The sequence below is a fragment of the Paenibacillus sp. FSL R5-0744 genome (assembly GCF_037972555.1).
In the GTDB taxonomy this organism is placed as follows: Bacteria; Bacillota; Bacilli; order Paenibacillales; family Paenibacillaceae; genus Paenibacillus_AQ.
Genome location: NZ_CP150228.1, coordinates 839,888 through 856,256, shown reverse-complemented (window position 1 = coordinate 856,256; position 16,369 = coordinate 839,888). Strand labels below are relative to the sequence as shown.

General features: G+C 46.8%; 13 protein-coding genes. All 13 read right to left on the bottom strand.

Translation table 11 applies throughout. The features are described from left to right. Positions 1-52 precede the first annotated feature (52 nt). Positions 53-865 (bottom strand): carbohydrate ABC transporter permease, encoded by an 813-nt coding sequence (locus MKY19_RS03800; protein ID WP_339800476.1) that lies wholly within the window; start codon positions 863-865, stop codon positions 53-55. Next, entirely contained in the window at positions 862-1,815 is a 954-nt protein-coding gene (locus MKY19_RS03795; protein ID WP_339804150.1) for a sugar ABC transporter permease, read from the bottom strand. The genes MKY19_RS03800 and MKY19_RS03795 overlap by 4 nt, the downstream gene beginning before the upstream one ends. A gap of 62 nt (positions 1,816-1,877) precedes the next feature. Beyond that, a complete protein-coding gene (locus MKY19_RS03790) occupies positions 1,878-3,143 on the bottom strand; it encodes a sugar ABC transporter substrate-binding protein (protein ID WP_076286143.1) in 1,266 nt (421 codons plus the stop codon). A gap of 115 nt (positions 3,144-3,258) precedes the next feature. After that, positions 3,259-4,479 (bottom strand): response regulator, encoded by a 1,221-nt coding sequence (locus tag MKY19_RS03785; protein ID WP_076286142.1) that lies wholly within the window; start codon positions 4,477-4,479, stop codon positions 3,259-3,261. Continuing rightward, positions 4,457-6,205, bottom strand: a complete 1,749-nt coding sequence (locus MKY19_RS03780; protein WP_339800472.1) for a sensor histidine kinase — start codon at positions 6,203-6,205, stop codon at positions 4,457-4,459. Before MKY19_RS03780 ends, MKY19_RS03785 begins: the two co-directional genes overlap by 23 nt. A 139-nt stretch (positions 6,206-6,344) precedes the next feature. Then, the gene (locus tag MKY19_RS03775) at positions 6,345-8,051 is read right to left on the bottom strand and encodes a trehalase family glycosidase (RefSeq protein WP_339800468.1); all 1,707 of its coding nucleotides are present in this window, start codon (positions 8,049-8,051) and stop codon (positions 6,345-6,347) included. Positions 8,052-8,329: 278 nt separating this feature from the next. Continuing rightward, on the bottom strand, positions 8,330-10,027 hold the full coding sequence (locus MKY19_RS03770) for a hypothetical protein (protein WP_339800466.1): 1,698 nt from the start codon (positions 10,025-10,027) through the stop codon (positions 8,330-8,332). 61 nt (positions 10,028-10,088) lie between these two features. Beyond that, on the bottom strand, positions 10,089-10,934 hold the full coding sequence (locus MKY19_RS03765; protein WP_339800464.1) for a transporter: 846 nt from the start codon (positions 10,932-10,934) through the stop codon (positions 10,089-10,091). Positions 10,935-11,079: 145 nt separating this feature from the next. Next, entirely contained in the window at positions 11,080-12,660 is a 1,581-nt protein-coding gene (locus tag MKY19_RS03760) for a hydantoinase/oxoprolinase family protein (RefSeq protein ID WP_339800461.1), read from the bottom strand. After that, complete coding sequence (locus MKY19_RS03755) at positions 12,660-13,775, bottom strand: DUF917 domain-containing protein (protein WP_339804147.1); 1,116 nt, start codon at positions 13,773-13,775, stop codon at positions 12,660-12,662. Before MKY19_RS03755 ends, MKY19_RS03760 begins: the two co-directional genes overlap by 1 nt. 1 nt (position 13,776) lies before the next feature. Further along, the gene (locus MKY19_RS03750) at positions 13,777-15,087 is read right to left on the bottom strand and encodes a cytosine permease (protein WP_339800459.1); all 1,311 of its coding nucleotides are present in this window, start codon (positions 15,085-15,087) and stop codon (positions 13,777-13,779) included. Between the two features lie 37 nt (positions 15,088-15,124). Beyond that, the gene (locus MKY19_RS03745; RefSeq protein ID WP_076300294.1) at positions 15,125-15,706 is read right to left on the bottom strand and encodes a TetR/AcrR family transcriptional regulator; all 582 of its coding nucleotides are present in this window, start codon (positions 15,704-15,706) and stop codon (positions 15,125-15,127) included. Between the two features lie 190 nt (positions 15,707-15,896). After that, the gene (locus MKY19_RS03740; RefSeq protein WP_339800456.1) at positions 15,897-16,346 is read right to left on the bottom strand and encodes a VOC family protein; all 450 of its coding nucleotides are present in this window, start codon (positions 16,344-16,346) and stop codon (positions 15,897-15,899) included. Positions 16,347-16,369 lie beyond the last annotated feature (23 nt).

Genomic DNA, 16,369 nt, shown 5'->3' with positions numbered 1-16,369 from the left:
CTCTACTCTGCGCTGTGTGCTGTTATTAGATTTCCGAACCCGCTGCGGCGAATCAACCTTTGATGCCCGTAGTCGCAATGCCGCCAACGATGTAGCGTTGAGCGAAAAAGAAGATTGCCAGCGGCGGAATCGAGATCAGAACTGTAATCGCCATAATGGACTGCATATCCACACCGTACATCCCTTTGAACTGTGAGAGCCCTAGGGTCAATGTGTATTTCGTCTGGTCGTTAAGGAAAATGAGCGGACCCAGATAATCATTCCAACATCCCATAACCTGGAACACAGCGACCAGGATCAGCGAAGGCCCCATCAGTGGGACAATAATCCGTGTTAATACGGTCAGCTTATTGGCTCCGTCGATTGTAGCTGCTTCGTCTAGCTCCCGCGGGATGGTGAGAATGAACTGCCGCAGCAGGAAAATGAAATAGGCGGACCCGAAGAAAGACGGTACAATAAGAGCTTTGAGCGTATTAATCCATCCCAGAACGTTGAACAGCATATACTGTGGGATCATAGTGACTTCCCAGGGAATCATCATGGTTGCCAACACAACCAGGAACAGAAAATCCCTGCCCTTGAACTGGAATCTTGCGAATCCATAGGCTACGAGCGTGCATGAAATCAGTTGACCAAACGTCGACAGGATGGTAATAATCAGTGTATTTTTCAGAAACATATTGAAAGGTTGAATGTTCCACGCCTCTGCAAAATTGCTGAACTTCCATACAGAAGGAATCCATTTAGGTGGAAAAAGATACAGCTCGGACTGTGACTTGAGCGCAGTCGTAACCGCCCAGAACAGCGGAGCTATGAACAACAGTGAAAACAAGAGCAGCAGAACGTATACGAGTATTTTCTTCACAAAGAACGTCTCCTTCCTTGAGCCTTCAGCTTCTCCTGAGGATTCTTCTTCATTTCACCTTCGTAGAACACCCAGGCTTCCGAGGATTTGAACACAAGAAAGGTCAAGCCGAGCACGATCAGGAACATGAACCAGGCGTTAGCTGCCGAATATCCCATTTTGAAATACTTAAACGCATTCTCATACATGTACATGGCATAAAAATAGGTTGCTTTCATTGGACCGCCTCCGGTCAGCAATAAAGCCAGAGTCAGCTGCTGGAAGGCTGCAATGATGGATGTAATTAAGTTAAATAAAATCGTCGGAGTGATCATCGGAATCGTCACACTGAAGAATTGTCTGAGCTTACCTGCCCCATCAATGGAAGCGGATTCATAAAGATCTCTTGGAATCCCTTTAAGGCCAGCCAGAAAGATCAGCATCATCGATCCTTGTCCCCAGAGACTTGCAATCACCATCGCTACTAATGACCATTGCTTATCATTGAGCCAATCAGGGCCCTGAATACCGATCAGGGACAGGAAGTAATTCAGAATCCCGTAATCACCGCTGTACACCCAAGACCAGATCATAGCCAGAGCGACACCGGATATAACGGAGGGAATATAAAAGGCGGTTCGGAATATAGCACTGCCCCGTGTCTTCTGATTCAAGAGAATCGCAAGCCCAAGCGCCACAATGATGTTCAATGGAACGAACAGAGCTGCAAATTTGAGGGTGACCCCGAGTGAGGTCCAGAATAACGGGTCATCCGTAAACATTTCCGCATAATTGCCAAACCCGATAAAGTGTACTTCGCCGACAATCGGCCAATCAAAAAAAGAGATGATAAGGGAAAATAACAATGGCCCCAAGGTGAACACGAGGAATCCGAAGATCCAAGGAAAAATGAAGAGGTAGGGAACAACCCTACCCCAACTACGTTTTCGTGTAGGCTTGAGCTGGGCCATAGGCTCCCCTGCTTGATGCAGAAAGGTCTGAGCCATCTCTTAACCTTCTTTCTGTAAATGTGTTATTTCAAATAACGTTGACTATCTTTAACAGCCTGATTCAGCACTTCCTGGGCATTGCTGCCGTGCATAACCGCTTCCACCGCAGCAGAGAGCTGGCGGTTCACTTCATTCCATTTCGGATTGAGCAGGAACGCAGGTGTATTGCTGGAACGCTCCAGCATCGTGTAGTACGGTTTATAAAGCGGGTCCTGATCTTTCTTCAGCTCATTTACGACACTGACCCTTACAGGCAGATCCGCCACACGCATCTTGATCGAATCATTAGACACATAGAATTTCACGAATTCCCAGGCCAAATCTTTCTGCTTCGAATCCTTGGCGATGGACAAAGCGGACTCCGCAAGCACCCCTTTGACCGGTTTTCCTGGGAACGCCGGGATTTCGACCGTACCTACATTTATACCAGCCGTCTTGAACGATTCCAGCGGCCAGATACCGCTCTCCCACATAGCGATTTTACCTGCTTTAAAAATGTCATCTCCGCTCTGCTGGCCTTTGCCTCCGGTCAGCACAGCCGAGCCGTTCTTAACCATGTCGCCGAGCATCTGGATAGACTCAGCTGTCTCTTTGCTGTTCATAAATCCTTCAATCGTTTTCCCGTCATCAGAGATGAACGAGCTTCCGTTGCTCCATACGAAGCTCTGAAGGTCATACGTATCGTTCTCTGCCCGAACCCCGAACCCGTACTGCTTCTTCGACTTATCGCTGAGCTTGGCCGCGATGTCCTGGAACTCCGTCCATGTCCATCCATCCTTCGGATAAGGGATCTTGGCATCATCGAACAACTTCTTGTTGTAATAGACCACACGTGTGGTGAACCCTGCCGGAATGCCATATAGCTTGCCGTCAATTTTGCCATAGTTGAACAATCCCGGATAGAAATCTTCGATGTTCAATTCTTTATCTTTGCTCGAATAGCTGTCCAGTGGTTCCAGGGATTGATGATAGGTCGGGAAATCCCACATATACATCACATCTGGCGGATTGGTTGCCCCGAATCCGGCGGCAAGCTTCTGGTCAAAACCGTCTGCATAAGCCTCTACCTGAACCTTCGTACCCGGATGGGCTGCTTCGAATTTCTTGGCGATGTCTTGCTCAATCTTTAGCGCGTCTCCGGTATCCCATGTCGCAAAACGAAGCGTCTTCGTCTCCCCTGAGCCTGCAGCACCTGTGGATGATGAAGGCTCACTGTTCCCCCCGCAAGCTGTGACCATAGTTGCCATTAACGTAGTGGCAAGTACAATAAGAGAAATTTTCTTTTTCACTGTGGCAGCCTCCCCTTTGAATGAGGTAATAATAATTGAACCGCTTTCATCTTAACTTTTATGAAAGCGGTTCAAAACCGATATCTATTCGAATGTTTGCGTACTTTTGTTCGATTTACAGATCGGGGTGTCCATCTGTTCGAATCACGGCGTCTTTTTGTTGTATGCGGTAATAACTAGGCGTCTGACCCGTGCAGCGCTTGAACCATTTGCTGAAATATTTACTGTCGCCCAGCCCTGTCCGCTCCGCAATATCCTGCATCGTCAACTGCGTATCCCGCAGCAATGCCTTGGCAAGCTTAAGCTTCCTTTTATATTGAAAAGCCACAAAGCTGTCGCCAACCGTCTTCTTAAATAGGATCGAGAAATGGCTTCGGCTAAGTCCCACCTGGCTCGCCAAATCGCTAACCGACCAATCCGCTCCAGGGTTCTCATGCAGAAGCTTCACGGCCTTCCAGATCGGTTCAGGCCAGTCCTGAGACGAAATACCATGCAGCTTCTCCACTTCCGCTTCCTTGTGAAGCGCCATGAAGGCCTTGCTTAAATCTTCAGCGTTGCCCAGCGGTCCTCTCTTAGCCCATTTCAGCTTCTCGATTTGGCTTTTCATCTGAACGAGCAGACTGTCCGCAATTTCCTGCTCGTCACCAGGTACAATCCAGTAGCAAAGGTCCTCACCGTAAGGGATGATAACAGGTGCACTGTGGGGCATCCGGCTATTCTCATCCTCATTAAGCTTGACCAGATCCAGGTAAGTACAATCGCATCCACAGGTCTTGATCAGATAAATGTACAAGGGTTCCCTATTCAGCGGCAGCTTCTCCCTAATGAGCTTATCTATTTCGTCAACAAATTTGCTGCTGTGTCCACTCTGCCAGGCAAACAAGAGAGAGCCTAGACGTTCTCCATAGATTTCGCTTGTTTCAGCATCCGCTACGGGAGCAGACGATGTCAGCTCCCTCTGGAACTTCTCCAGCATTCCTTCCAGCTCTTCATCTTCAAAGGCCGTCTTAAGCAGATATCCTGAAGCCCCAAGCTTAATTCCCTGCTGAGCAAATTCGAAGTCACGGTGACAGCTCAGCAGAATAATCCGGGTGTCCTTATCGACCTCTTTAACTTTGCGTAACAGTTCAATCCCATTCATCTCCGGCATGACGATATCGGTAATCACTATTTGAGGCAGGTGAATCTGATAGGCCTCCCAGGCTTTAAGGCCGTTCGGCGCATCCGCCACCACTTCCATCCCATACTTATGCCAAGGAATTGTAGAGCGAAGTCCTTTGCGCACGATACTCTCATCATCTGCAATTAACACTTTAATGGTCTTGGTTGTCTCCATGCGGACTCTCCTCCTTCTTGGGCCACCGAATTACGATAGTAGTGCCTTCACCTTTCGTAGAATGCACCGTCAAGCCATACTGCTGTCCGAAATGAAGCTTGAACTTCTGATTCGCGTTCTGAACGCCGAGTCCTCCGCGTCTCTGCGGTTTGCTTTCCGGCTTTGCACGCATAAGCGCCTTCAGCTTCTCCTCAGTGATCCCTGCACCGTCATCAGACAATGTTAACAACAGATGCTCGCCTTCCTCCCGTACACTTAACGAAATGTTACCCTCCCCATCTTCAAATCCATGAAAAAAGATGTTCTCGAAGAGCGGCTGAAGGGTCATACGGGGAATCAGATACGGCTTAAACTCTTCGTCACAGGTCTGTTCATAACTGAATGCGGACCCGTAACGGATCTCTTGTATTTTCAGAAAATGCTCAATCATGCGGAGTTCACGGCCAAGCGTGATCAACTCCTGAGAGATATCGAGATTACCTTCGAGCACCATCGTCAGATGATAGAGCATCTGGCGGATATCCTCTGCCCCTTGGAGCCTTGCCTTCCACTGGATAGAATTCAGCGTATTGAAGAGCAGGTGGGGATTAATTTGGTAGTGGAATGCCTTAAGCTCGGCCTCTTTCTTCAGCCGCTCACTCTGCTCCACTTCCTGCACAAGGGATTGAATTCCCCCCACCATACGGTTGAAGCTGGTGTCCAGGCTGCCGAGTTCATCCTTGCCTTCCACCAGAGTCCTCGTGTGTAGCTTGCCAAAGCTGACCTTCTGCATCGAGTCTTTCAGCCTGCGAATTCGAGCTGTGAATTTCGATGAGAATATATAAGCTAGCCCAAAGGCAAGCAGACAAGAAACAATGGCTACAAGTACTGTGTTGGAGCGGATCAGGTTCGAGGAAAAATAAAATGCTTTGGCCGGCAATCTTGCTTCAATCTTCCATCCGTTGGCTGCCAGTGTCCTATTCCACACCACGTCACTACCGTCTGGAGTGAATGGAGAATCTGAATGGTAAACGGGTTGCCCTTCAGAATCAGTTATCGTCAAATGCGCTTTGGTATCTTCTTCAAACATATGGAACATATTTAGAAGAACCTGCGCATTCTCTTCAATTAAGATCGTGCTTCCATGCTGGGTTCCAGCCGGATTATTAATCCGTACAGCGAGCCCCAGTATAGGTTCTCCGGTATCCGAAGCTTCCATGCCATGATTCATAGGATAGAAGCCCAGCCAATAGGGCCCTTTGGATGAATAAGTAAGGGCCCGCCAGGCGGGGATATCATTAAGCTTACTGACATTCAGATTATTCTCTCCATAGTAATAACCAGAGCGGGTAATCAGATAAATACCTCTTGTCAGATCCGTCTTAAGTGATTTAAGCAGCGCCTCGAAGTCATCTTTATCCATAATCTCCTGATACGTAGTTGGAACGTGATCACCTAGTCCTACCCGTGCAGGATCAAGGAGATACGAATAAATTGTTCCTGTCGTCTGATTCATCCGGTTCAAAGCGGAGCTGATCTGCTGATCAAGTTGTGCCACGGTGTTCTCCCCGTATTTCCCGAATTGAGAGTTGATGACTATAGCGGATTGATAATAGTTCAAGGCTCCCAGTGACAGTAGCGGAATAATCGCGACTATAAGAAAGCAAAAGAGCAGCTTAGTCCGGATGCTGAAATAAGAGCGAATAGAGAAGCGATGATATAACTTCTTAAAGAAATGACTCCACATGACTTCTCATCCCCGCCTTATATATTTCATTTTTATAGTTGAAGTGTAGCACGGACTGGCACACTCGGGAATATCTCGGAAAATGGGAAAGCACTTCCCCTCGCGCCGGTCTTGACCAGGAGGAAGTGCCCGTATGTTTTTAAGTTGTATACTCGTGCCCTAGGATTAAGAAGACACTTGAGGTCCAAGTAAACGCCCTGTCGCGAAGCCCTTGCCCCGTCAGGGCATCGAAGTTCTCGGCCATGCCACTCTTGTTCAGCATATTGCAGAATCGGCGGGCTACCTCGCTTGCCAGTTCAACATCCCCCGCCGCGGCCACACCTTCCACGAGCAACATGGTTGATGGCGCCCAAATCGGGCCCCGCCAATAGCCATCCGGCGTGTAGTAAGGGCTCTTCACACTCTCTGTAGCCCAGCCGTTCGGCGTCAAGAAGCGGCTCTCATCCCGCAGGCCATCCAGCAGTGCGCGCAGGATTGGCTCCGGCAGCCGCTTGCCAAGCAGAATGGGCACGAAGAGCAGCAGGCTGTCGCCGTCGGATGCTTCGTGAGTTCCAGAACGGCAAGCGGTGAACCTTCCATTCTTCCAGAAATGACGTAGCATTTTCTCCAGGGTCTCCTCGCCTAATCGTCTCCATGCGGTGCTTTCGTCGGTAAGTCCCAGAAGCCCAGCAATTTCGGCAAGCAGTTCAATCTGCAAGATTAAAAATGCTGCCAGATCCGGACTCTCCACCGGAATCCCGTTATTAAAGGCAGTACTGTTGTCCCAACCCGAATCGTTTCCATGATTGTACTGTGGTATACCGTCCTTGTCGTTATCCCGGTAATGGAACCACCAGTTCGTCCACTTGCTCAAGGGCCCATACACTTCACGAAGATGGGATTCCTTAATATAATCCGTCCGCTGCATCATCCAGGCCAGCGTCCAGCCATGAATAGGCGGTTTGTTGCAGTTCCAAAGCTCGTACTTGTCGTTGATAAAGTCCGGAATCAGGCCACTCTCATCCTGGAGGTCGAAGAAAATCATAAACTGGTCCCAGGCCAGCTCCGGGTGATGTCTGACCAGAGCCATCGCATTGAAGCAGTGATCCCAGCTCCAAATATTCGTCATCCAGTTCTTCGACATATACATTGCTGGCCGGGTCAAACATCCTTCCGCGGGAACCAGGCAGGACCAGGTAATATAAGCCGCCAGTTCACGGCCGTCTTGCCAGCGTTCGGGAACGGTCAAGCTGGCACCCAGCCACTGGTCATATTCCTGTTGCACCGCTAGTACCGCTTCCTCCCATGGTGTCCAGGCATCACGCCGTTCCCATACCGTGCGGAATTCTTCCACCGCGAACTCGGCAATTTCCGTACCCGCTTCAGGGATGAACTCCGCCACAATGCGGGAACTTTTGATTTTGTCCCAAGGTACCTCCATCCGGAGAGCCCCGGTTAACCGGGTGAGCATGAACCGGCATTCATGGGTGAAGCTGTTTACTTCCCAACTGCCTGCGCTGTGTTCATAAGCATAATCATAGGCTGAGGTACGGAAGGTGAGGCGTATGCCACATCCTCTGCTCTTGAAACGGACCGTACGGCCATCTGTGATACAGATCTCCGCATAGATATTGTCGGTATCCGTATTCAAACGAAGCAGTGCAGGCTCTGCCTTAGCCACGTACGGAATATACTGATTACTCTCGTCCATCAGTTCAATTTGAAAAGCTTCACCAAATTTATCATCCCCACCACGCACGGTTCGTAAGTAAAGTCCCTCCGCCCTGACATCCGATTCAGGTAGTTCAGAAATAGCCAGAAAGGTGCCTCTTCGGCTGAAGGGTACCGTGTTAAGATTAAAGTTCATATCGTTGGACTCCTTTCCAAAGGAAGTATGCGCTTTCAGTTTATCCAAGGCGTCAGAATTACGAAACAGACAGGTGTTAGCGATGGGGCGTCATATTGTTGGAGTGAGAAGTCTGAGGCGCACACGGGTGTCTTTTTGTTAGATGATCAGGGGTACAAATGTTAGCACCTCTTTGTAAACGAGCATATCGATAGGGAAACGGCATATGAGTTTGGTAGAAAAAAGGTTATCCGTAATACCTCATGTAGGCATTAACGGGATAACCTTTTGCTGGTAATTTAATTTAATGGAATCGAATAAAACAGTCGGGATCCTTTGTTGTTGGTATACCATACTATTTTGTCGCCGCTAACAATAGGGCTGCTTTCTGATAGTGCAAAGTTCTTAATCGTTTGGATACCACCAGTGGTTGCACCCTCTCCATTTATAAAAACATATTTCAGGTCACCCGGATGATTCTCTTTATCAAACTCCTGCCACAGCACCATCATTTTGTCTTCTGTGATTTTTACTAGTTTAGGAATGGAAGCGATCTGGTTCGTACCAACATATTTAGCCAAGGTGATGTGGTTCACTGCTGTGCTAGACAGGTTGGCTTTTGGTAGAACACTAAGAACGATATCTCTCTGATCCTTCTCCAGTCCCACCATCTCATAAGACGTATATTCTTTGACAAGCGAATGGTCAATCGTATTCATAGCGACAATATAGTTCGCCGAAGACATCTCAAATCCGCCTATAGAAACGCCTGTGGTGTTCGCTCCGATTTTGCCGGGAATATTAAACAGGTCTACCTCGTTATAGCTGGTTCCATTTCCTTTATTCAGCACAATCGAACGAGGATAGGCATCACCATGATCCACTAGAACATGCGTAGCACCATCAAACAATACATATTGATCAAAAGAGTGGCTGACATGATTCTTCTGGAATCTTCCCAGATCATTCGTCACGGTCATTGTTTGGGTATTCACGATAATGGTCAGCTGGGATTGATGATTTAGTTTATCTTCTGTCGTGTATCTTGTACGTGAAGTGTGGAATACAAGCGTATCACCAGCCTCGGCCATACTACCAGAGCCAGAATCAAAAGGGCTAACCGTATAACTCTCGCCACCCTTAATGGAGACACTATCTACTCTATTAAAGCTTTTATCATAACGGACAATACGAATCACTTCTTTGCTATCATTCTCTTCGCGATTCTCTTGTCCAAAAGCAATATAGTTATACTTCTCCCCACTATAGAAACCACCAAATATCGGAAGCTCAAAAGGGATACTCTTATTTCCAGTTAGTTCAAACTTCTCATTATATGATTCAATCGTAACTTCCTTATTCGCCTCAAGGACACTTACAGTCCCGTCATTATTATTCACGAGATAGGAAGTGGCCGTACTTTTCCATCTGGGAAAATAAGAAGATACAGCGTTACTTTCGGTTTTCACCGCCGTCTTTACCCGGTAAGCATGATCTGGAACTTTTGAGAACAAGGATATTCGATCAGACTGAACGTCATATTCGATATCGAATGGAATTTTCCCCGCCAAATCTCGCAACTGAACATAGTTATTCTCGTCAATATTGTACGCCGTAATCGACTGTAGCTGTCCGTTCACTAGCACTTTAGAGGTCGACAGCGTAGCTGAATAATTTCTATTGCGACTATAATAGTTGCTGCTAGCTTTCTTTTCGGGAGTATAGGCTTGCCCGGTTATGATCTCTATCGCATTGTTTGCTTTATTCCAAGTGATATCAAATTGACTGGCTGTTCCCGAGAAATACTCCGCTACATCGCGCAGCCGGAAATAATTGTTGTTCGAGATATTGAATCCGTTCAGGTCCCTTTGTTCTCCGTCAAAATATGTACTGCTCTCGGTTACCTTAGCCTTCACCGTACTGCTCGCAAAGGTTGTAGTGCCTAGCGCTGGTATAACCAGTAATACAATTAGCAAAACACTAAAAATCCTCTTCATCCAACTTTTCCCCCATTTATATATAAATAAAAACACTATAATTTTTATCGGTATTTTATTCCTATTCCTCCACCACATAACTTACAAACGCCAAGCGCTTACTATCCGGAGACCACGAATTCACGTTAATCGTACCTTGTCCTCCAAACAATTGTACTAGTGTGCGATAATCTCCTCCCGTGCTTGCCATCAATCGAATCTCAACATCCTTATTCGCAGGGTGATCGCCAGGATCTACATCTCCTTTGCGGTAACTCAGGTAGGTAATCGTCTGACCATCTGGCGATACATGCGGGAACCAGTTATTACTCTCATCAAAAGTCATCTGTGTTTGCTCAGTGCCATCGGCATTCATTCGCCATATCTGCATCAGCCCTGTACGCACCGAATTGAACCATATATGTCCCCCATCTGGTGAATATTCAGGCCCATCATCCAGCCCAGGCGAATCCGTCAGTTGTACCTCTACTCCCCCGTCTACTGGAATGGTATAAATATCATACTGACCATTGCGCTCTGCACAGTAAGCTAACTCAGCACCGTTTGGAGACCAACCATGTAAATAACTTGGAGCATTCGGTGTAACTAGAACCGGTTCGCCACCCTCCATGGGAAGAATATATATACGAGATTTACCATCTTCTTTCGTATGGTGACTAATTGCGATCTTAGTGTTGTCAAAAGACAGAACATGATCGTTATTACATTCCGCAGCAAACCCCGAGTCAATTTGAACAAGCTCACAGGTTGCGATGTCGAACGAATAGAGATAACCTCGACTATTATAAATAAGACGCTTACCATCGCTAGTCCAATTGGGTGCCTCGATTAAATAATCAAATGAGCGGAGCGCAGTACGTTCCCCAGTCTGTACATCTACGATTTCTAATGTGCTAATCACTTTCATTGTCCTCTCTCCCATCGTTAAAATATGTACATAACCCACTTCGACAGCTATTCTTAATCCCCTTTCTTTCTTGGTAATGCAATTATAAAGACAAAAAGATCTGCCTCGAAGAGAGTTCACTCCTCAAGGCAGATCCATAATCATCTTATAAACGTCCAGCCGCTTTTACTTTTACCAGCAAGGCATTGCCCGGCAAGTATGCAATCGGAATATCCTCAGACAATACGATCTGAACGGTATTGCGATCTGCACCGGCTAGAACAGCTTGCTCTATTGCATGGCTGCGGGCATCTTCCTTAGCTTCATCATAAGACATTTCGTCCAGGGAATAAATTCGCTCTGTCTCCCCGCTCACCTCACCTAACGCAGCGCCAATCGCATTCGCAGCATCATAGTGATCCGGTCTTACAATCCGTGATACACCTTCAAGCTTATCTGCCACAAGAATACTTCCGCCACCGACCAAAATGACGTCAACAGGATCTGAGCTTGTCTTCATCCGATCAATCGCTTCCTCGATATCCCGCGTAATGATCTCATCTGCTCTCTTGCAGATCGATTCATCAAGTGCCTCTGTCTGCGCATCTTTCCACTCGTATCGATTAAGCTTCACCGCCACATCGGTTGCTGTGAGCGTATCACCACCAAAGATGAGGCCGCGCTTCAATAGCTCGTACCCCACGCTATCCGGACCCACTGTTACCTGATCCTGCGTTTCATCTAAGCGAACGATTGTACCGCCGCCGATCCCGATCGATAAGATATCCGGCATGCGGAAGTTCGTGCGAATCCCGCCAATCTCAACCGCAGCGGAGGATTGACGCGGGAAGCCTTGCATCAGGACGCCGATATCTGTCGTGGTGCCACCGATATCAACAACAAGTGCATCATTCAGACCTGACAAGTGTGCCGCGCCCCGAATGGAATTCGTCGGACCGCAAGCAATCGTCAGAATCGGGTAACGAAGCGCATATTCACTGTACATCAGTGTTCCATCGTTCTGACAGATGTATAGGCTCGCGTCAATTCCATAAGTGTGAAGCGCCTCTTCGAAGCCCTTTACGACTCCAGCAATGACGTTAAGTAATGCGCCGTTCAGCAACGACGCGTTCTCACGCTCGAGCAATCCAATACTTCCAATCTCATGAGACAACGTCACAGGCATATCTGCGCCAAGTACTTGCTTCGCTAGTTCTTCGACACGTTTCTCCTGCGAGGTATTCACTGGGGAGAACACACCACAGATCGCAACCGCTTCGACTTCACCCTTCATTTTCAAAAAGCAGTCTAGAATCTCTTCTTCATCCATTTCAACAATCGTGCGGCCATCATATTCATATCCACCATGAACAACATAAGCATGTGGGCAAACCGTTGCCTTAAGTGTATCGTCCCAATCCGCAAGTGGAGGAACCGCAGTTGTTGCCGGTGCCCCGATTCGAATCAAGCCGACTTTCCCCAAGTGCTTGCGCTCTACAATAGCATTCGTACAGTGCGTAGTTCCGAGCATTGCATAACGAATCTGCGCCGGATTCACACTACTCTCTGCTAACAAACGACGGATGGATTCAGTAATGCCTTCATTCACATCACGTGTGGTATGCACTTTTATCGTATGAATGGTGTTTAGCTTGGAGTCGAGCAAGGCTGCATCTGTATTTGTCCCGCCGACATCAATCCCAATGCGGTATATTTCTTCCATGTTGTTTACATTCGTATGAGACATTACTCTGCTCCCCCTTTCTCTGCTGCCAATTGTTCAATTGGAACATAAGGTGCATCATAGCCAAAATATTGTGGACCTACCGTCTCGAGGCCCTTTGGTGAACGCCATTTCGGATCACAAGGGAAACCAACCACACTCACCCGGGCACCGTATTTCAAATTCTCAGTCGTGATTGGCATACCGGTATCCTGGTCAAGCACAGAGATCAGGTCAGGAGTAATAGCAATTGAATGTCCATCTTCTGTGGCAAGAAGGAACTCATTCTGGAAGAACAAAGTCATCGTACGTCCCTTTTTAGCATCTGTACCTTCGAAGATCGCTTCACCGCGTGTAAATCCGCCTTCTGTACGACGGCGAATGTCTACTGCCTTACCCTGGAACAACGCATATCCATTCAGCTGCTTCAGCAGCATTTCAATTGGATTCTGCTTCAATTCCTTGGACTCGAACAATGTTTTTCCGATTTCATACGCAAGCGTCAAAGTATGTGGGATTGCACTTTGCTTTACCTGCGCTCCAGTTACCGGATAATCACAAATCGAAGCTGATCCGCCCATTTGAATCGTAACCGCACGCGCCATCCGCTCTTCCCAAACACCGTCGATCGCATGCATAAGCACACCGTTGCCACGTTCATCTGCCATCGTAATCGGACTGCAGTCAATACCGTCCAAGTAGAACGTCACCATTTGCGATTCTGGAAAAGCCCGTCCCATGGCATCCGCATCTACGATAGGAATATTGCGTTCCGCAGCCGTAATTACGGGAACCAGAGAGTTACCGCCACCGACCTCAATCGGCATAATGGCGCTCACCTTGCGTCCAAGCTCTTTCTCAATCATATCCAAAGGCTTGATCATTTGCTGAATCGAAGGAATCTTCTCATTCATAACCGTAGGTGCGCCAATCATGGATATAGGAACAACCAATGCATCGTCCTCCAGATCCTCAGGACTTAATAAACGAACAGGACCATATTTGCGAATGGCTTCCATCGCCATCAATTTACCAATATGCGGGTCACCGCCCCCGCCTGTTCCAAGAACGGCTGCACCAACAGCAATGTATTGCACCGCTTGTTCATTTAATTCTGTTAGTTTGTGATTTCTCATGATGTTATCCCTTCTTAGTCATGATTTTGCCGACAATCCACTGCACGATAAAGGCGAACATAAACGCATCTAATGCCGGTACGCTCGTGATTTGGAACCATCCAAATCCATCTGGCGCTGCGGTTGTCATAAAAGCGAACAACGTAGCTGCAACCCACACCGCTAAGGAGCGAATCACCCAGTTCTTATTGCGATCCAGACCTTCAAAAGTGAATTTCTTTCGATCTACAAGCAAAAATTCGGACGTGTAGATCCCACCGATTGGAGAGACAAACACCGTAATAATATTTAGGAAAGATAAAAACTTATCATAGATGCCAAGTACGGCAAGCAACGTAGCAAAGATACCTGCCACAATAGTAATTAGCTTTTTCGGAACCTTTTGGAACACGACAGAGAACCCTAGCGAAGCAGAATATAAATTGTTCGTGTTTGTCGTCCATTGGGCAAGGGTTAAGACGATAATGGCTGGAAGCCCAAGTCCTAGCGCAATGAAAATATTCGTCAGATCATCTGTGTCCATAATTCGAGATAGGAAAATAGCTACAATTGTCATGAAGTTATTACCCACAAAAAAGCCGATAAAGGCCGCGGTTATAGCATGCTTCGGTGTGCGCGCCCAACGAGCGATATCCGGTGAAAGTACCGTGCCGACAATAAAGATACCAATAACAAGCGAGATCGCTGTCCCCATCGGGATCGCTGCTCCGCTAATCGGTTCCCACACGGCTGAAGCTCCTTTGGTATGGAACGCGGAATAAATAGCCACTCCGATAAACAAGATAAGCAATGGTACGGACCAAGTGCTTAGTCGTTCAATAGATTGATATCCCCAAATAGCTGTAGACATCATCAAAAGCCCACCTATGAATGAAAGCACCCCTAAGGACAGATGAATATCCCATAATTGACTAAAAGCAGTCTGCATATTCGAAGCGAAGAACCCGACCTGCACCCCAAACCAACCGAGTGAGAAAATACCGAGGATAACCGCTACGACACGTGCACCCATATTTCCGAATAGAAACCGAGAGATCATCGATGTCGATAACCCTGTTTTCGCTCCTACATACGCACATAACGCTCCGATCACCCCTAGGATTAACGAACCGATTATTGTTGCTGTGAGTGAATCCGTCAGATTCATTCCATTGCCAAGCTGAGCACCCAAGAACATCGCTGATAGGTCAATCCCGATGGCGATCCAGACGAGCGACATAGATAGCCATTTTTTACGCAAATGAGCTGGAACCGGCTCTCTCTCAAAATCCCCCGAGCTAAGCTCGTTCCCCTTTACTTCACTTACTTCTGCCATTCTCCCCATCCCCTTGTTGTTATCTTCTTCTGTAGCGCTATGAGGACGCACCCTTCCAATACATTTCAAACGCATGGTTCAGCTTACGCTCATAAATTCCCTTAGAAGTGTAATAGAAATACTGCATGCTTAATCCATCCATCAAGTTGAGAAAAGCATCTGCGAGAAGCTGAACGGATTGATCGCGAATTACTCCCTCTTCCATCCCTTTCGAGATGAATTGTTCAATGCTCTTCGTCAGCATCGCGTCGGACTCTAGAAATGCTTCCTCAATCGTTTCCTTTAAGAATGCCGGTGGGAAGACCACATACCTCAGTACAATTTTGCTTGCTTCAGGACTCTTCTGATAGAACTCATACTGTCTAGACAATATGCCTCGTAGACTTTCCTGGGCACTCAGTACTTTCTGTTCTTCCGACAGCTCTTGAATATAAGTGTTATAGGACTGCATAGCCTCACGAAAGACCGTCATAAACAAATCCTCTTTATTCTCAAAAAAGGCATAGATCGCCGGAGTCTTCACGCCAACTTCCTTCGCAATTTCAGAGAGAGCCGTACCCTCGTAACCCTTCTCTCCGAAAAGTCGCATCGCTACTTCTTTCAACTTGTTTTTGGTCAAGACATTCCACATCCCTTACTTACTTAATTAACGTTAATTAAAAAACACTATACATCTTTATGCATAATAATTCAATGTTTTTCATAAAAAATAGCCATCAATACATACAAAAAAGCCGACCAACATCAGGATAATCCCTGAATTTTGATCAGCTGAACGGTGAACTGGGTTTACTTTAGATACAAAGTTGTTAATGTAATCTTTCATCAAACATGAGTTGAATCTGAATACCAAAGGGATCTTCAATGATACCGTAGGCTTTACTAAACACATTACTAGATAAAGGAGCAATAATTTTCACGCGTTCATCCGTGATTAAGCTTTTATAGAAACCTTCAATTTCCTCTAAGTCAGCACTTTGAATACATAATGAAGTGTTATTACCCACTGTATATTTCTCATTCGTATTCATTGTATCTTCTGCTATCATTATTTTTGTTTTTCCGATTAACAGGACAGAGTGAGTAATATAATCCTTATTTTCATCCGTAAGCTGTATGGAGCTGTCACGTTCTGCTAGTTGTTGATAGGTAACACGTAACAATTCCTCTGCATCAAATTGCTTTTTGTAAAATTCTATAGCTTCCTTGGCTCTTCCCTTCATCGATAAGAAAATAGCTACTTCTAGTGTTGTACTCATAGTGTAAATCTCCTTCGTATATT